We start from the raw sequence: 18515 nt of genomic DNA on the forward strand, positions 1-18515 counted from the left end.
AATGAAAGCAGCTACAAAGATTTCACGTACGACCAGCGCGGCCGCTGAAGGTGACGGACTTTATTTCCGGCGATGACGATGATGACGACGTACAGAGCCTGAACAGCCTGTCCTTGCTCGGCGGAACTGTACAAGTTCAGTTATGTTGTGAAGATTGTCAAAAGGAGCTGCCGTGGCAACCCCTTGATCGTGGCCATTTACAACAAAAGGACGTGCATGGGCACGATCAAGGCTTCCCATGCACGTCTCATATTTGTCATTACAGCATTATTATCAAGGATTACTTTTTATTTACCCTATTGTAGTCTTCCAAAGCTTTGTTGGATGCTGCGGCCATATCTTTAATTGCTTGGTCGATATCTTTTTTGCCTGAAACATAGGCCAGTGTTTCATCCTTTATCGCGCGGTTGAATTCACCAGAGACAGGGTTCATTGGTTCCTGAGTTTCCGGAGACGATGCGTGCAGCTGCTCGATTGCTGTTATAAATAAAGGATTTTTCTCCAAATGCTGCTTCATTTCAGGCAAATCATAGGTTTTTTTGTTCACCGGGAAATAACCGGTGCCTGTATGCCATGTAAATTGTGTTTTTGGAGAAGTGCTGTATTTAAGATATTCCCATGCAGCATCGATGTTCGATTTTTCGCCTCTATCCACCATGTACAGCGCCGAACCGCCGACAGCTACTCCGCCTTTGTCACTTTCATGGACGTTAGGCAAGAACGCGGTACCTACTTCAAATTTATCGCCCACCGCAGCTAACGTTCCTTTTACTCCTGATGTAGAATTAAGGAACATGCCTAACTTTCCTGCAGCAAAGATCTCGTTCGTTTTTACTTCAGGACCAGTTTGGATGCCGCCGTATTCAACAGCCTTTTTCCAAGTGGTTAGGAATTCTTTCATCGTACCTTTCGAATCAAATTCTACTTTGGTCATTGTATCTTCACGACCGTTTTTGTTATTACCAATATAGCCTCCCTGCATACCGATCCAGCTCGATAAGTGGTATTGGTCCGGCGTTACGGAAAGACCCCATTGCGAAACTTGATCTCCGTTTCTCTTCGTCATCTTGGCGGCGTATTGGCCCATTTCATCAATGGTTTTAGGAGGTTTATTCGGGTCTAACCCCGCTTCTTTAAACATGTTTTTATTGTAGTACAACAAAACTGTAGAATTGGCAAACGGAACTCCCGCCAATTTGCCTTTGAAGCTGAAGGAAGAAACGCTATTTGGTTCTAAATCCGCTATATTGAAAGAACGGTCTTTATCGATCATAGATTGCGCCCAGATGATACTAGGCACGTCCTTGATATATGCAGTGTCCGATGCAGGAACTTGTACGATATCCGGCAAGTTTTTGGTATCCTTCGCCTGGACGGCAGCTTTTACTTTTTTCAGCAAATCTTGGTAACTGCCTTGAAATACCGGCGTAATTACGATACCCTTTTCCTTGCCTATCGTGTCGTTGAAATTTTGTACGACTTCTTTAACCACACCTTCATTCGTGCCACCCATGGCATGCCAAAATGATAAATTAACAGATCCGGAATTGCTGACTTTAGCCACCGCGCTGCTGCTAGCGTCCTTGGTAGATGCGACTGTGTCGGTTTTCGCCCCACACCCAGCCATTAGTATGGTCGATGCGGCTAGTACTGCAATGGTTTTCTTCATTCCTAATTCCTCCTAAATGTTATGTGTTTTTTTATATTAACCTATCAGGGCTTGGTCTGCGTCTGAATTGGCAGGTTAATCTTCTTTCATTTCCATATGCGCCACTATCGGATAATGATCCGACGGGTACCCATTTTCAATCTTGTCTCTCACAATCGCACTGGATTTAAAGTCAATACCTTGACTGCTCATAATGTAATCGATAGGGCTGCCTTCCGTGCCCCCCTGATAGCCATGAAACGTTCTGCTATGTTTCTTCTCCTCCTCAGACATGAGGTCGAAGCAACTTGTCATAGGCTCGAATTCATTGATCACAGCGAGCAATCCACTCTCTGGAGTATCATTGAAATCGCCAGTTAGAATGACTGGCAATGGCATATCCAGGTTCTGTTCCCGAATATTTTTCAAAATCAGTCTCAACCCTTCCGTTCTAGCCGCCTTGCCTATATGATCCAGATGAGCATTGAAAAACCTTAGCGCGGACTTTGTCTCGCCGTTAAAAGCAAGCTCTGCCCAGGAACAAATCCTTTCACATTGGGCATCCCAACCAAAACTTCCGATCACATCCGGAGTTTCCGACAACATAAACGAACCGTTTCGTAGGATGGAAAAGCTGTCTCTTTTAACAAAAATAGCGCTGAATTCCCCCGTCTCTTCCGAACGGGCTCGGTTAACCCCATAGACGTCATAGGTTCCGTGGAATTGGTCTTTTAGCCAATCTAGCATGGGAACCGTCGCTTCTTGCGTACCGATCAAATCCGGCTTGCCGTCCTCAATGATTTTGGTTACCCAATGCTTTCTTTCCTCCCACACATAAGGGTCTGTAGATACTGTTGTACGCAAATTGAATGTCATAACTGTAAAAGCTCTGCTCACTTAAACTCCTCCTATCCTTTAATTGCGGTATATGTAATTCCTTGTACCAATTGCTTCTGGAATACCAGGAAAATAAATACCGATGGAATCAGAATGACCGTAACCCCCGCCATTACCGGACCATACACCATGCTTTCTTCGAATTGGAGCATCGTAATTCCAACCTGCACGGTTCTCATATGCTCGGTGTTGGTTACCAATAAAGGCCACAAGTAAGCATTCCACAGCCCGATAAAAGAAGCGATAAATATGGACGCCAATACCGATTTAGACATAGGCAACAGGATATTCAGAAAAAAACGTAGATCCCCGCAGCCATCGACAAACGCAGCATCCCTGAAATCCCTCGGCATTGTTTTGAAATGCTGCCGCAGCATAAACATAAACGTAGCCGAGGCGATCATGACAATCATAATGCCTGCGTAGGAGTTGATTAATCCCATATTCGCTACTGTGATGTAATTGGTAATAATGAGCATATCGCCCGGAATCATCATCGTTCCAAGAATAATTAAAAACCAAAAAGGTTTGCCCTTAAAATCGAAGAAAGCAAAGGAGTACGCCGCTAAGCTGCTTGTAATCAATCTTCCAATCGTTCCGATAAACGCGATCAAAAAGGAGTTCCACATAAACATGAGAATAGGCGTAGACGTAAACACCGTCTTGTAATTATCCCAATATAAGGTGCTTGGAAATAATTTGGGAGGATAGGAGCTTAGGTCAGATGCGCTCATAAAGCTTACTCCCACGCAATAAATAACTGGAAATAAGACAATCAATCCTACAATAAGACAAATAATGTTCATTAACGGCTCGCGTACATACCTGGATCTCATCATGTGTAATGAACTCCTTTTTTCTCATATACAAAGCTCAGCAAAGTAACCAGCATTACAATTACGAATATTAAGACTGCTACGGCGCATCCGTATCCGTATTTCGCATTCTCAAACGCCTCGATATACATCCAGTACATCATCGTTTCCGTAGATCCCATAGGACCACCTTTCGTGGTAATCCATACGGGACCGAAAACCATTATTGAACCGATCAAATCCGTACAAATCAAGAAAAAAATCGTGGGAGATATTAAGGGCATTTTTATGCTTACCAGCTTCTGAAAATAGTTGCAGCCTTCCATATCCGCTGCTTCCAGCAATTCTGACGGGACATTTCGGAGCGCCGCAAGCAAAAACAAAAAGCTGAATCCGAGCCCCATCCACACGCTAAGTATCGAAATGCCTGCCATCGCATATTTTTCATCGCCAAACCAGTCGATGCCTAAGCCTGTCAAATAGTTAAACATACCGATTGTCGGATTCATAAGTAGCTGGAATATCATGACTGCCGAAGACATGGATACAGCCATTGGCAGTGCGAACATAATTTGATATATGTGGTTTCCTTTTCTCTTCTTTTCCGCTAAAAGTGCCAAAGCCAAACTGATAAAAAATGTAGCGGGAATCGTTATCGCCGTATATTCCAACGTATTTTTCAAAGTATTGATCAACATCTTATCTTTGAAAAGATTAATAAAGTTTTCGAAACCAACAAACTCAACCGGGTTTCCATTCAGATCAACCAAAGTAAATCCCAAGTAGACCGTCTTGGCGAACGGATAATAGGTGAACAAAATAACAAACAGCAAACATGGCAACATAAACAAGTAAGGTTTGATTATTTTTTTTATTTGTTTGCTTGTTTTTCTGTAATTTACTCTTTTATCGAGCTTTTTGATCGTTTGAGTTACAGCACTGTCCATGCTAACCATCCCCTTATCGTTTATTTATATATTCATAACAATTGAGCAGATCGTCGCCTTCTGCAGCTGCGGTTCCGAGACAATGAATTTTCATGTAAAGCCTCCCAATCATTTATAATGAACATTTGATTATATCTCTAATTTTTTAAAGAGGTATAGACATCTATGTCAATATCATAGCGTAATAGTATTCGCCGATTGTCAAATAGATGTAAATGTTTTGTAAAAGCAAAAGAACCCGCTCTGTAGAAACAGAACGGGCTCTTTGCGGTCAAATCGGCTAGATCGTGCGTCTTATACGGAACGTGAAGACATCGTTGCGCAAATAATCCAGCGAGTACAGGACAGGCTGATTGACTTCGTCGTAATGGGTCTGCTTCAGCAGCAGCACGGTCGTTTGCGGATGCAGGAGAAGCCGCTGGCAGTTGCGGTCGATATGCAGCGGCACGCTGATTTCCGAATCAGCCGTCACGATCTTGCGGCCAAGCTGCTTCTCGAAAAATTGCAGCAGCGAGCCTTCGAACTGACCGTTATCGAATCGGTCCCCTGCGATCTGCCGGGGGATTGCGTTGATTGAATAAGCAACCGGCTCTCCATTGGCCGAACGAACCCGCTCCAGAATAATAACCGGATCACCTGGCTGAATGCCCAGCGCTTTGGCCGCTTCCGGCGTACATCCTTCCGTCTTCAGCCGATCGCGTTCCTCGCTCTCATCCAACTGGGCGGCCTGAATCATCGAGCCGATACTCGACAACTTCTCGAGCGAACTGTGGATGAGCGGCAGCGGCTGGATCACGAATGTTCCCACGCCATGTTTGATGAGAAATCTTCCTTCCCTCTCCAGTACGCGAACAGCCGACCTGAACGTTTCGCGGCTAACGCCGAACTCCTTCGCCATCACTAGCTCTGAAGGCATCCGTTCGCCGATTCGCAGCTCCCCGTTGTTGATCATTTCCTCCAGTTTCTGCTTAACTTGATCATGTTTAGCCTGCATCACAACATCTACTCCTCTAGACAACGTTATCTTCGATTTTGCTCGATATCCTTATCAGTTGTCAAGTGGGAAGTTGGAACCTGTTTGGAGTAAATATATAAAGAAGGGGCAGCCCGTTCTTTCTTGTACGCCGATGAAGTTCGTGACTTGGATTTTCAATCTGCTCTCCAACAATTAATGGCTCTATTTGCGACTATTGATGCTGCCAAGCTTCACCAGAAAGCTCTCATATGCAATTATTTCGGTGACGTTATTGAGAGGCCTTTTTTCTTCTCAGTGAGTGAATCCGGTATGCAACAGTTGCAAAAAAAAATTGATCATGCCCTTGCTGCAGTTCAGGCGGAACGCTTATTCCTTGGCATTGAGGCCACTGGACATTACTATGAAGACATTGTGAGGGAGATGTCCAGATATGGCTTCCACATACAGATATTCAATCCTTACTCTACCTTCGAAGAGCGAGCCAGTGCGCTAAATTGGTGCAAGACGGATGACTTGGACTTAGTTGCCATTGCCCATGCCATTAAAAGCAACAAAGCCACCCAGACCCAGCTTCTCGAAGGTCACCATCAGCATCTGCTGGTTCTCACACGAGCCCGGCGTTCCGAGATCCGCAAACGTTCTACTCTACGTATGGAGATCCGTAACTTGATGGATATTCTTTGGCGTGAAACCTGACAGGACGAAATCTTTGTTTGCATAATCAGGATTTAAAGCCTTTCTATGAACGTTTTAAAGGTCGTGGTAAGCATGAGCATGCCATCTTCATTGCCATGGGTAACAAGATGCTTAAGATTGCATTCGCTCGGGTGGTTAGGTGTGTTTGAGTTACCCAAATGTCTGAAAAATTAATTTGACATAGTGCGCTATAATGTTAAGAAAAACCCAACCTGCGGCTCAGTTCTTGTCTAAACCCATACGTGGGTGCGTTGGCGAGGACATGGGTATGTGGTTCCAGCCGTTGTTGAAGTCGTGTTCCATGAATTAGACTAGGCGGTGGGAACACGACTTCAAAGACGGACCGTCAACTTTCCACCCCACACCCATGTCCTCTCTCATTCTTGTGGTTTTATCTTCTACCCCTTACCCCCAAGTCTATCGTCTGTCCGTTATTCATAATCGCGGACCCCTATGTCATCGCTCAGCCGCGAACCTAACGCAGACAATCCTGCATCAGAATGAATCGCCGCATACAGCTGCGCCATCAAGCCCATCCCCATTTGCGATAGTACACGGTAACCACCGCGCTGCAATTCCAGGCCTCCGGCATTATGCTGGGCCACACCCGACAGGATACCGTCCGGTGTCAAATAGGCTGCCAGCACGTTCAGGCTCTCCGCTGCCACGACCGCATACGACTCTTGCAGCAGGCCATGCTTGGCACAAAGGGCAATCGCTGCCGCAATGCCAGCTGAACCGGATGTCTCAATACCTGTTTGTGGCTCATCCAGGAAGCAGGTCCACAGCCCTTCCGGCTGCCGCCAGGAAAGTGCCGCTTGGGCGACGCGGCGGAGTTCTTCTTCGATTTCGTTTACACCCGGTAGAGAGGCATAACGAGACGTCTTCAACTCAATCCATGTTTGGGTCATGCCCAGCATGTACCACGCAAATGCGCGCGACCAACTGCGGAACGTATGGGTTTGTGATTGCTGAAAATATCTTAAGTAAATGTGGTTGCCATCAGCCAAGCAATCACGACGTAGCAGGAGCTGCTGAATAGCCTGCTCTGCAAGATCCTGCCGATTCAGCCGCGAGGCAATAGCTGCCAGCGGATAGGCCACTGTATAAGCCCCTTCTGCAGTCACCGCGTCACCGTCGATAACGAGCCCTCCGGCAGCTGTATCCGTGCCTCTCGAGCTCCAGAATTCCAGCGCCCCCGTGACGATCGAATGATCCGGCCATACCTTAACAATGACGGCCAAGGGCAATGTGGCTTCGATCGTTGTAAATGAGCCGTCTGCCTTCCTGCCGTGAAGATCCTCGTAATGCAGATTGCCTTCGCTATCCAGAAATTGTCCAAGATGAGCCTCGATCACTTGATCAATCCGCTGCGCGCCCAGCACGTTGCGCATCGCATAAATGCCATCCAGCACACAGCCTTCAAGCCAGCCGAAGGGCTGCAGGGATGATAACGATGATACACTATCCAAATAATGCTTCATAGACTGTTGATCGTCGCCAATCAACAGATGCGGAGCATACAATTTGCGCGAGATGTCGCCCTCCAGCGCATCAAAAATCCACAACGGCCATTCTCCCTCGTCCACCCTGATACCGACGCCCTGACGCAGTACGGCTTCTGTCTGTTCGGCAGTAAGCGCAAGCTCAAAGGGTTGAAATACATAGGCGTAACGAATATCAATATGGCCTAACACGGAGCCCGTTTCCGGCAAAAATACTTCTATAAGCTTGGCGTCTCTGTAATCCAGAGCAACCGTGATACGAAGCCGGGATGGTGCCGGGAGCTTGCGTGCTATATAATCCCCGGTGTCCGGCCATTCCAACTGCAGCGGCTCGTTAACAACAGGGACGGCTGACCATCCGTGAGGCAGCCGTTTGCCTTCAGGCAATAATCTGTCCGGCGCGTCTATGATCCGCGCCCGATAATAATCTGGAGATTCCGAACTCAATGCAATCGCTCCCCTGGCTTTATATGATAATTCCTATTTTGCCTTCATCGACTTGGACTTTATAGCTTCTTGTTCGCACCTTTTCATCGAAAACCGATTTGCCAGTTTTGATGTCGAACTCCCAGCCGTGCCAAGGACAGCGTACCAGCTCTCCCTTGCGTCCAAATTCATATTCATACACATTCGAGGGCAGCGTGGTCCCGCAGACAGGCCCTTTACACAATGGTGCCCCTTCATGCGGACAACGGTTATGCAGCGCATAATACGCCTCACCAATACGATATATACCAATTGACCGACCTTCGACGTCAACAATCTTACTCTTGCCCTCTTCAATTTCATCTGCTTGAGCCACATAATGAATCGCCATATGAGTTAAATCCCTCCTGCTAGATTTTATATAACGTTTTGGCGTTGGTGTTAAATATTTTCGTCCGCGCTTCAGGACTTAGCCGTTTCAATATTTCTGTCGGCATATCATTGTCCCAGTGCGGATAATCACTTGAGAACATCAGGATGTTCTCGGCATCGATCATATCGAAGATGGAAATCAATTCCTGCGGGTCTTGAGGCTCCTCAATGGGTTGGGTTGAGAACATACAATGATCACGTATATAGGCACTCGGCATTCGCTTCAGCCAAGGTACAGAGGAACGCAGCCCTTTATAATTTTTGTCCAGACGCCACATCAAGTGCGGCAGCCACGCAATTCCGCCCTCCAGCATGACGAATTTTAAATTAGGGAATTTCTCGAACACACCTTCGCAGACCAAGCTGACCAAATGCGCCATATAATTTTGCGACAAGCAGGTATGCCATTCGAGATAACGTGTAGGGTAACCGGCTGGAGTTGGAGGCGGAGTCCCGCCCGCTCCTTCGCCGCCTGGATGAATCGCAACCGGGAGACCATGTCGTGAAGCAGCCTCATAGATCGGATGAAATTGGCGCTGACCGAGCGGTGCACGCTGGGCACTGCCCATCAGCACCTGCACCATGCTTGGATGCCCGGCCAGACGGTCGATCTCCTTGGCAGCCAAAAGCGGATCCTGCGGCGCTACGGTAATCGAACCCCGAAAGGCATCATTCTTCGATAACCAATCGGCAATAATGTGATCGTTGTAGGCCGAAGCGATAGCGGCAGCATAATCGGGATCATGCATCGTTGAAATATTGGTCATATTGCCAGTTAAAATAACATGTTCCATGTTGAACTGCTGCATCAGATCTTGAACGAGAAAATCGGGATCAGAAGCTGATGGGCCACCAGAAGGCGGCATGCAGTCCTTACGCACGACTCCAACAGGGGACATATAACCGTGACCTGGCATGCCGATTCCCGATGCAGCTACCCGGGTTCTCCATGGTTCAGGTAAATAGGGTACAAGCTCCTGCGGGCTCTTCAGGTCATTATGCACATCGACATCAATAATTCGCAAATCCTTATCCATGTATTAGACACCTCTCCTGCAAGTTATTACCTCTATGCACTATAGGTTCTATTGTAAAATCATTGATTTCGAATTACGATTGGTAATCATACATTTTTTTTAACGATTCAACGATTATGGTTAGGATCATTAAATAGGAGGGCATCTATTTTGAAAATCGAGCATATCTATTTCGATCAATCGAACGGAACCAACTGGAAAGTCGGTTTAGCTCCGACCCGACATCATATCCTGATCCTTGTTGTCAAAGGCAACGTTCATTACCATATCGATGACACTACCGTCACGCTTGGAAAAGGAGAGGGGTTATTTATGCCGCAGGGAACACTGCGTTCTGCAGAAAGCGATGTGACAGATCCGCAGCAAATGTATTCCATGCATTTTAGCGATTTACCTCCGGAGCAGCTCGCCTATTTCATGGATGAGCCATACAAAATCATACGTCCGCTCGGTAACGATTACCTTAAACAGCGTATGTCTGTGCTTCATGAATGCTGGATCGGAAAGATGCCCTGTTATGAAATGATCTCCAAGGGCATCCTGATGGAAATTTTGGGGATGATTCAGCGAGAGCTGGTCTCCGGTGGGATTCCTTCCTCCAGACGTAATCTGGCGATTCGTGTGCAGCAATATATTGTACAAAATTACCGCAGTCAGCTCCGTTTAAAAGAGCTCGCCGAACACGTCGACCGGAGCCCAAATTACATTTCCAATGTTTTTAAAGAAGTGACCGGATGGACCCCCGTGGAGTACATGCATGAAGTACGCATTGCTGCAGCCAGAGAGCTGCTGTTAACCACAAATATGACGATTGGAGAAATCTCAGAATCGCTCGGCTACTGCGATCAGACCTATTTCAACTATATATACAAGAAGATTGTAGGCCATCCACCGTCACACTTGCTGAAAACCGGATATACAACGAGCTGATGAGTGTCTTGTCGAGAAGGATGGGGATAGGGGATTCGGAGTTTTGAGCCTGTTTGGAGTAAGCTTACGCACGCTGCCGGTATTCCCCGGGCGCCACATTCGTCCATTTACGGAAGGTTGTCTGAAACGCACTCGGCTCGGAGAAATGCAGTAGATATGCAATCTCTGCAATTGAATATTCATGCTGGGCTAAATAACGGATAGCGAGCTCCTTGCGGATTTCATTTGCCAAGCGATTATACGAGGTTCCCTCTGCTTTCAACCTGGACTGCAGCGTTCTTACACTCATATGCAGCTCCTTGGCGGCCTCCTGCAGGGTTGGAAAATGGGAAGGCATGCATTCGATGATCCATCTGCTCAGCTTGACTTTTAGGTCGGAGCCCACAGTTAGCTTAACTCTAACCTCCTCCGCCATCGCTTTAAAAACCCCCAGCAGTCGCGCATCTGAACCTATTACTGGATACTCCAGCACCTCTTTACTGAACCGTAGTGTATTAGCCTGCTGATGAAATTGAGGAACAACCCCCAGAATAGTCGCATACTCATCCATCACAGCTGGTGGGCCGTGCATGAATTGAACCGCCCTAATCGGGATCACTCTGCAGCTTAATCCGAGCAGTATCTGGTAAAAGGATACCGTCATGTCCTCAATGCAGTGTCGGCTTGGCACTTCAGGAGAATTGTTGAGGAATAGCGAAATAATGACATCCTCCCCTTCAATGTCGATATCAGCATTGAACCCGCTGCAGACGATAAAGTTATATTTTTGATAGGCCGACAGCGCTTGACCCAAGGTCTTGGAATGCAGCATGACATAACCCAGCACGCCTAAATCGGAAATTCCCATGCGCTGGCCCTGATGCAGCCCAAACATATCATCCCCCGTATATCGGGCAGCCGCCTTCACCATCCGCTCAAATTCCTCTTGCGCAATACGCGCCTCCTCCCTCAACAACAGGCCCGCATCGATTTCTGCATATGTGCAAAAGGCGTCCCAATCATACCCGCCTAAAACCAGTGACTTCATGATCGGAAACAGAAGAGATACTGAAACACCCTGTGTATTCATCCAGCCCACTACTCCTTTGCATAAAAGATCAATATCTTTGCGTATTTCATCATGGGTACTTACAGCATCCGAGCTTATCATTACACTATAGCTATCTTATCACGGACATCCTGCAAAGTGGAGCGATGCGGCTGGTCTCGTGTATCCACATACAAACGAGGAGGAATTATTTTGAAAAACAATATTGCTGTTATCATTGGCCACCCCTATCCCAAAAGCTATTGCAATGCGTTAGCACAGGCTTACACGAAAGGTGCTGTCAGCAGCGGCGCAGACGTTCGTATCCTCGATCTCGCCCAGATCAGCTTTGACCCCAATTTGAAATACGGTTATCATCAACGGACCGAGCTGGAGCCTGATCTGCTAGCTGCTCAGGAGACGCTCCGCTGGGCTGATCATCTCGTATTTGTATATCCAAACTGGTGGGGCACGATGCCAGCAATCCTGAAAGGCTTCATTGACCGGGTGTTTTTACCTGGCTTTGCTTTCAAATCCAAGCCAGATTCTGTGATGGTCGAGAAGCTGATGAAAGGGAAATCCGCTCGTCTTATCGTCACTATGGATTCCCCGCTCTGGTATTACCGTCTGTTCATAAGAAGAGCAGGTCATCACATCATGAAGAGTGTCGTCCTGCAATTTTGCGGCATCCATCCTGTAGCCATTACCGAAATGGGAATGGTAAAAACAACCTCTGCGGAAACAAGGGAAAAGTGGCTTCGGAATGTGGAGGCGCTGGGCAGCAAGAGAGCATGACCCCCAATTGGGAAACAGGTGATTAGGGAGTTGTGGAGAAATATTTAAGTGACCACTACGCCTAAGGAGCCGATGTATGACTAATCTGAGTGATCAACAACGGGATCACATTCAACAAGTCTTCCCCGTTTTTTCTCACGTTCCCGATGAAAGCTGGGATTTGGCACAACTCGTTCGCGTTACTCCCTCCACTCCACACTCGATTCGAGAAGGCCATATGCTTCAACATGCGATGTTTATCATGGATGGTTGGATTCGGGTTTTCAAAATAAGCTCATCAGGCAAAGAAATTACTTTGTATCGTGTGGGCAGCGGTCAGTGCTGTGTGCTTATGATGGCTAGTATATTAGGGGAAACGGAATACGAAGCGTCGGTTTCGATCGAAGCCGCGACTGAGGTTCTACTGATCCCGGTCGCACAATTCAGGACTTGGATGAACACCCACCAACCGATACGGCAATACATTTTCAAGCAATTTATTGACCGGATGACGAATGTCACTCATCTGCTTGAAAATGTTGCCTTTCAATCGATTCCTTATCGGATTGCCGAATATTTGCTATTGCAGTCTGCACAAGCTTCAAGCGTGTTCATCACTCATGAACGGCTGGCGGTTGAATTGGGTTCCTCCCGCGAGGTCATTACCCGTACTTTAAAGGATTTGGCAGCTAAAAAAGCTATCGTTTTGGGCAGAGGAAGGATCACCATTACTGATCGTTCTATACTCAATCTCATCATCCATCCACTTTTGTGACTAAGTCACTGAAGCTGCAGCCGGATTCCCATACAATCAAGTATAGCTTCACCAAAATTGTATGGGAGGTACACGATGAAACCTTATTATGACCGCTCCAATCTGGAGCGAATTCCCGAGCTGATACAGCTTGCTCCACAAGCCGCGGCTTCTTTCTTGACCTTTGAGCAAGATGTCTTTCATGCCACCAATGCGATTCCTTTGAAAATGAAAGAGCTGATTGCCATCGCCGTTGCTCATGTGACCGGATGCCCCTACTGTATTGATGTGCACGTAAAAAAATGCAAAGCCCTCGGAGGCACACAGGAGGAAATGCTGGAGGCGATTATGATCGCAGCCTCTACGCGGACAGGTGCCATTCTCAGTCATGCGACACATGCCTTAATATCCTTTGAGGAGCAGTCCCATCCTCCCACCCACAAGTCAACGGATTCATCCTCCTCCCCACCTGACTGCTTCTGCTGAACGACATACTAAAAAGGCTGCCCTGCGGCAGCCCTCTAAATTAGCGCAAATTTAAAACCAGTCGGCATAGCCCAGTTTTCGAAGGTTATCTGCAGATGTCTTCAAGCAATCAAACGGATCACGTCCGTATACGTCATCCTGCTCTACCAGGAAATACTGGGAGCCACTCTCAAGACCCGCTTCAATAATACCTTTCATATCCAGGTTACCTTCACCAACCTCGGCAAATTCAACCACATTCGTGAAAGCTTGCATGAACTTACCCATATCCAGACTGCCCGCTAATGCGCTCATATCGATCTGACCGATCCGGTAGTCTTTCAAATGTAAGAGGGCGATGCGGCCTGCATATTTCTTTATAAACGTTATTGGATTTTCCCCACCTCTTTGAATCCAGTGAATATCAAATTCAAAACCAAGATGAGTTGTATTGTTTTTGATAATATCCATCAAGTATTCGCCATCATATTTTTGAAACTCGATATGATGGTTGTGATAATATAATTCGATTCCATGCTCGGCTAGTTGGGCTGCGACACCATCTGCTTTTTTGACAAATTCCATGATCTTATCTTTATTCCCAATGGTTGTTAATGGAAGCATCCCTATACGTAAAAACTTGCAGTCTAAGGTTTTGCAGTCATTTACAATTTTATCGAAATCAGCAGCTAAGGTTTCACCAGGCATACCGGGCATCATCGGCTCCAGGGCGGCAGAAAGTGAAGCGATTTGAATATCGAAATCTGCACTGGCTCTCTTGAGCTCGGATACATTGTCAGCCGTCATCGGAATTTGTGAAACCTCTACACAGCGATACCCAAGCTCATTTATTTTTCTCATCGTCTCATACACGCCGATTTGCTCCACTTTCCCCTTGAGCATCATCATTTGAACACCGATTTTACCCTTTTTCATTTGGATACCTCCATTTGTTGTTCTTCTTCAATCTTTTTATTTAATTCTGCTACGTATTGCTCTTCATCGAATGGAATCTCGACTTCTTGGCCCAAAAAGCCCGATAGATGGATCGCGTTCGCCAGCCTGACTCCATGAATACCCTCGCTGCCTGCTGCAATTAAAGGTGTTCCATCATTAATATTGGCAGCAAAGTTTTCCAATACGGCAATATGCTGAGCGCCCCATACACTTTCAAATTCAAGCACTTCTTCGCTGTAGATTTCAGATGCGCTTTGTCCCATGAAAATTTTCATCACATCCTGCATGCTCATCGTCGAACTCATTTCAGGCTCGGGCTTCATAAGTCGTTTGATCGTAATCTTCTTGCTGTCATCCACGACGATTTTACCCTTATCACCTAAAATCTCAAAACGGTCTGTACCGAGAACATCATGCGTGCACGTAATAAATACGCCTGTCGCCCCATTCTCGTAATCAAACATCGCGGTAACTTCATCTTCAACGGTAATCGTTCTTTGATAGCCGTATTTTACATTCGCATATACCTTCTTCGGCATTCCGCAAATCCACTGCAGCAAATCCAATTGATGCGGCGCCTGGTTGACAAGCACACCTCCGCCCTCGCCTTTCCAGGTTGCTCTCCACTCACTCTGATCGTAGTAGCCCTGCGGTCTCCACCAGGTTGTAATCAACCAGTTCGTCCGGCGAATCTCGCCAATTTCATCCTGATCAATCAACTCTTTCAGCTTCTGGTACAACGGATTTGTCCTCTGATTGAAGAAAATCGCAAAGGTCAGCTCAGGTTTGGTCGCTGCAAAGTCATTTAATTCTTGGACCTGCTTCGTATACACGCCTGCCGGCTTTTCCACCAGGGCGTGAATGTCTCTCTTGAGTGCCTCGATTCCCATCTCCGGGTGCAAATAATGCGGTACACACGTCACAATAGCGTCAACATCTCCGCTCTCCAGCATGTCGATATAGTTGTTATAGAACGGGATGCCCGGATACTTGTCTGCGCACAAGGCTTTTTTGGCTGGGTCTATGTCACAGATCGCACCGATCACCATACCCTTCACTTTGCCATCTGCCAAAAATCCAGCATATAATCCGCCTTCTGCTCCCAAACCGATAATTCCCATTTTTACATTTTTCATTACTTTTTCCTCACTCTCTATAGTTCGAAGATTTTTATTTCATTTTCACGCCATGCTTCAAGACTGGATTTCCCTTTTACTCGCCAAATCAATAGTAAGCTGCTTGGATTGCTGCTTGGTTAATGGATAAAAGAATACTAAAATGACAAACACCACTAAAAAGATGACGCCAGGCACCAGAGTAGCTATCGTGTGAATCCCATCCAGTGCGCTTTGCGTTTGTACCTTGTGAGTCGCATCATAGCCAACTGCCGTTAACGCTACCCCTCCGATACCGCCAGCAATCGCCTGACCGACCTTACGGGAAAATGAATACACAGAGTACACGGTTCCATCCTCGCGTAAACCCGTTAAATACTCATGATAATCGATCACGTCGGTAACGAACGCCCAGACTACAAGATTAAAAAATGCATATCCAAACATACCAACAGCTGAAATCGCAATAAACGAGATGGAGGATAAATGAGGCAAGAAATATAAAAGTGTATACACCAAACCTGCGATTAACATACCCACAGAGGCTGTTTCCTTTTTGCCAAATTTGGCTACCAACGGTTTGGCTAGCGGAATTGCAATAAATACGGTACCGATCTGGATAAAACCAACCAGGCTTAGTACAGCTGCATGACCAAAAAAATCTTTAAACAAATAGACGTTGACTGCACCTAAGAGCATATTACACATCATAAAAATAAGAGATGCGGTTAAAATAGCCAGCAGCGGTTTATTTCTTAACAATCCTTTTAAGGTTTGGCCGAGATGGGATTTGCGCCCCTTGATTTCGGGAGTCACAATCCGTTCCGTAGATAATTTGTAACACGCCATATAACAAGAAATAGACAGTATTCCGAAAATAATAGCCCCTAATGTAAACCGGCTTGCATCTGCCTTATTGTCTACAAACAAGATCAAAGGTCCCGCTACATTAATGATTAAGCTCGCTAACGAGCCGCCCATCGTTCTAAATGTAGATAAGGTTGTACGTTCAACAGGATCACTCGTAATGACAGAGGCCATGGAGCCGTAAGAAATATTGACTGTACTGTATAAAGTTCCCCATACCAGGTAGGATACAAAAGCATAGGCCAGATAAAAGCTGTCCGACATTCCAGGAATTTTTACAAACATCAGTACACCCGAGATGACGAGCGGAAATGACATGCGGAATATCCAAGGCTTGAATTTACCATGTCTGCCAGCCTTCCTCGTATCCAGAAACCGGCCCCAGGTGACATCTGCCAGAGCATCCCATAAGCGTGCTACGAGGAAGAGCATCCCTACCGTCACAGCGCTAATACCAAAAATATCTGTATAATAAACCATCAAGAATGAGCTTACTAAAATAAAGAAGAAATCATTCCCGAAATCGCCAAACAAATAACCCAATTTATCTCTAAAGCCGAATTTTTTAATTTCCACCATTGTATGCACGGAGCTCGCGGCTTCCAGACTGACATGCTGCTTCATTGTTCCCCCTCCAATATTTTCAAAAAAACATCGTTCAGCAAGCTTGGATTTCAATTTGAAACTGCTTACAAAAAGAGTATAATCAAATTCAAAACATACGAGAAGGATGTAAATTGCATTATCAGGACTTATTTCACATGTAAAGGATTGAATCATTGTGATCAAGCATTTTCAACTGACATCTGCAAGCTTAACCCTTTTCCATGTACTTGATATGAATACCAGCATATTGACTCCCGATGGCTCTGTAGAGATGGCGCATATTCATGAGCCCTTGCCAATTTTTTTGCTCCAGACACAGCAGGAAGACTTTTTAAGACTTAGCTGGCAATCCAAGCAGGATCCCACACAATGCTGCATATACACGAATGTATTTGGACTGACTTATTTATCAAGATTCTTTGAGTTGGGGGGGGAGCAACCTACTGTTTGGGTAGTCGGACCTTTTCTCATGCAGATACCCGATATGGACAAAATTAATGCGCTATTCCGTACAGAACAAAACAAACAAAGGGCTATGGGTGAGTTCGTTCGCTCCTTGAAGCTGCTCAGCAATGCCAGAATCCAGAGTGCCGTTAATATCTTGAACCAAGCAGGCTCCATTCAACAGGTTCCTTATCGAAAATTAAACACACAGCATACGTGGGAACGATTAGATGCCAACGACATCCAGCATATTTTGGCGCAGCCCGATGAAATGGATACGAAAGTTATTGAACTCAGATATGAATTAGAGAAAGAACTTATGAGTGCGGTCGAAAACGGGGATAAAAAAATGTTGAAGCATCTCCTGAAGGAAACCAAAAATTTATTTGATTTTTCTGACCGCTTTCCCAATCAGCCTGTCAGGGCAATGAAAAACATGTTAATTGTTTTAAACACATTGTTACGTATGGCTGCAGCCAGAGGAAAGGTTCAGCCGTTTTACCTGCATCACATCTCCGAAAAGTTTTCCAAGCAGATCGAACGCTGCGATAGCATCAATTCCCTTATTGCGCTTTTGGATTTGATGTATGAAGAGTATTGCGATATGGTTAACCGTCGTGCCGTTTCTGGATATTCCCCCTTGGTGCAAAAAGCAGCTCAACACATTCATGTTTACTTCAGTAAACCCTTGATCCTGCAAGAGCTGGCCCATATTTGTCTTGTGCATCCCTCACATTTATCAAGGCAATTCAGAAAGGAAACGGGGATGACACTGACCAATTATCAGAATAGGACAAGAATCGACCAGGCCAAGCTTTTATTAAAAAAGGCTAACACCTCCATTGACTGGATTGCCGGTCAAGTCGGATTTGATGATGCAGGCTATTTCACTCGTATATTTAATAAGCTGGAAGGCATGACCCCGTCCAGATATAGAAAAGAATTTTGAGTTCCCCCTGAAAATAACTGGAGATTTAGCGATGCTGACCTATGACGCCTCATCAATCATAACCGATTTAAAAAGAATGGCTTCGAAGAGTCAGATAGTCATTCTGCAATATTATATTTCTGATTTATGAGAAGCGTCCAAGCGTCTAAGAGGTCCTTCGCAACAAAGTCGGGTGATGCTTGCTCATACCACTTGTGACGGTATTTGCCGCATCGAATCCAAGCCCTTAGTGGTCTATGAATGACCGT

The 18515-nt window shown here is 45.9% G+C and carries 17 protein-coding genes and 1 pseudogene; 6 read left to right on the plus strand and 12 right to left on the minus strand.

Annotation, left to right across the window (positions count from 1 at the left end; genetic code table 11):
- Positions 1 to 280: 280 nt before the first annotated feature.
- The 5 genes from BK127_RS12920 to BK127_RS12940 form a co-directional block, all read right to left on the minus strand.
- Positions 281 to 1669: an ABC transporter substrate-binding protein gene (locus BK127_RS12920; RefSeq protein WP_076230465.1), complete on the minus strand. Its 1389-nt coding sequence runs from the start codon at positions 1667 to 1669 to the stop codon at positions 281 to 283.
- Between the two features lie 75 nt (positions 1670 to 1744).
- Positions 1745 to 2545: an endonuclease/exonuclease/phosphatase family protein gene (locus BK127_RS12925; protein ID WP_083689267.1), complete on the minus strand. Its 801-nt coding sequence runs from the start codon at positions 2543 to 2545 to the stop codon at positions 1745 to 1747.
- Positions 2546 to 2556: 11 nt separating this feature from the next.
- Positions 2557 to 3279, minus strand: coding sequence for a carbohydrate ABC transporter permease (locus BK127_RS12930; RefSeq protein ID WP_256711284.1), 723 nt, complete (start codon positions 3277 to 3279; stop codon positions 2557 to 2559).
- Between the two features lie 101 nt (positions 3280 to 3380).
- Entirely contained in the window at positions 3381 to 4307 is a 927-nt protein-coding gene (locus BK127_RS12935; protein ID WP_083689268.1) for a carbohydrate ABC transporter permease, read from the minus strand.
- A 280-nt stretch (positions 4308 to 4587) separates the two neighbouring features.
- A complete protein-coding gene (locus BK127_RS12940; protein ID WP_256711285.1) occupies positions 4588 to 5325 on the minus strand; it encodes a GntR family transcriptional regulator in 738 nt (245 codons plus the stop codon).
- A 96-nt stretch (positions 5326 to 5421) separates the two neighbouring features.
- On the opposite strand from BK127_RS12940, the pseudogene BK127_RS12945 reads away from it, so the two are divergent.
- Positions 5422 to 5979, plus strand: a pseudogene (locus tag BK127_RS12945) (IS110 family transposase); the annotation flags it as partial.
- 431 nt (positions 5980 to 6410) lie between these two features.
- On the opposite strand, the gene BK127_RS12950 reads toward BK127_RS12945, so the two are convergent.
- From BK127_RS12950 to BK127_RS12960, 3 genes are read right to left on the minus strand one after another with little or no spacing between them, the layout of a single operon-like run.
- Complete coding sequence (locus BK127_RS12950) at positions 6411 to 7931, minus strand: glycoside hydrolase family 88 protein (RefSeq protein WP_076230469.1); 1521 nt, start codon at positions 7929 to 7931, stop codon at positions 6411 to 6413.
- A gap of 19 nt (positions 7932 to 7950) precedes the next feature.
- Positions 7951 to 8301, minus strand: coding sequence for a Rieske (2Fe-2S) protein (locus BK127_RS12955; RefSeq protein WP_076230470.1), 351 nt, complete (start codon positions 8299 to 8301; stop codon positions 7951 to 7953).
- Between the two features lie 19 nt (positions 8302 to 8320).
- The gene (locus BK127_RS12960; RefSeq protein ID WP_076230471.1) at positions 8321 to 9379 is read right to left on the minus strand and encodes an amidohydrolase family protein; all 1059 of its coding nucleotides are present in this window, start codon (positions 9377 to 9379) and stop codon (positions 8321 to 8323) included.
- 150 nt (positions 9380 to 9529) lie between these two features.
- On the opposite strand from BK127_RS12960, the gene BK127_RS12965 reads away from it, so the two are divergent.
- A complete protein-coding gene (locus BK127_RS12965; protein ID WP_076230472.1) occupies positions 9530 to 10309 on the plus strand; it encodes an AraC family transcriptional regulator in 780 nt (259 codons plus the stop codon).
- A gap of 64 nt (positions 10310 to 10373) precedes the next feature.
- Here the strand turns inward: BK127_RS12965 and BK127_RS12970 are convergent, their stop codons facing one another.
- Positions 10374 to 11378, minus strand: coding sequence for an AraC family transcriptional regulator (locus BK127_RS12970; protein WP_076230675.1), 1005 nt, complete (start codon positions 11376 to 11378; stop codon positions 10374 to 10376).
- Between the two features lie 171 nt (positions 11379 to 11549).
- Here BK127_RS12970 and BK127_RS12975 point away from each other — a divergent pair, with 171 nt between their 5' ends.
- From BK127_RS12975 to BK127_RS12985, 3 genes are all read left to right on the plus strand, one after another.
- The gene (locus BK127_RS12975; protein WP_076230473.1) at positions 11550 to 12131 is read left to right on the plus strand and encodes an NAD(P)H-dependent oxidoreductase; all 582 of its coding nucleotides are present in this window, start codon (positions 11550 to 11552) and stop codon (positions 12129 to 12131) included.
- A 76-nt stretch (positions 12132 to 12207) separates the two neighbouring features.
- A complete protein-coding gene (locus tag BK127_RS12980) occupies positions 12208 to 12885 on the plus strand; it encodes a Crp/Fnr family transcriptional regulator (RefSeq protein WP_076230474.1) in 678 nt (225 codons plus the stop codon).
- A 75-nt stretch (positions 12886 to 12960) separates the two neighbouring features.
- Positions 12961 to 13350 (plus strand): carboxymuconolactone decarboxylase family protein, encoded by a 390-nt coding sequence (locus BK127_RS12985; RefSeq protein ID WP_076230475.1) that lies wholly within the window; start codon positions 12961 to 12963, stop codon positions 13348 to 13350.
- Between the two features lie 51 nt (positions 13351 to 13401).
- Here BK127_RS12985 and BK127_RS12990 read toward each other — a convergent pair whose 3' ends face one another.
- Genes BK127_RS12990 through BK127_RS13000 form a run of 3 tightly spaced genes read right to left on the minus strand, consistent with a single transcriptional unit; the run spans position 13402 to position 16892 of the window.
- The gene (locus BK127_RS12990) at positions 13402 to 14265 is read right to left on the minus strand and encodes a sugar phosphate isomerase/epimerase family protein (RefSeq protein ID WP_076230476.1); all 864 of its coding nucleotides are present in this window, start codon (positions 14263 to 14265) and stop codon (positions 13402 to 13404) included.
- Positions 14262 to 15422, minus strand: coding sequence for a Gfo/Idh/MocA family protein (locus BK127_RS12995; RefSeq protein WP_076230477.1), 1161 nt, complete (start codon positions 15420 to 15422; stop codon positions 14262 to 14264). Before BK127_RS12995 ends, BK127_RS12990 begins: the two co-directional genes overlap by 4 nt.
- 57 nt (positions 15423 to 15479) lie before the next feature.
- Positions 15480 to 16892: an MFS transporter gene (locus BK127_RS13000; protein WP_076230478.1), complete on the minus strand. Its 1413-nt coding sequence runs from the start codon at positions 16890 to 16892 to the stop codon at positions 15480 to 15482.
- Between the two features lie 157 nt (positions 16893 to 17049).
- On the opposite strand from BK127_RS13000, the gene BK127_RS13005 reads away from it, so the two are divergent.
- Positions 17050 to 18267: a helix-turn-helix transcriptional regulator gene (locus BK127_RS13005; protein WP_083689270.1), complete on the plus strand. Its 1218-nt coding sequence runs from the start codon at positions 17050 to 17052 to the stop codon at positions 18265 to 18267.
- Positions 18268 to 18515: the final 248 nt, after the last annotated feature.

It is taken from the genome of Paenibacillus sp. FSL H7-0331, assembly GCF_001956045.1.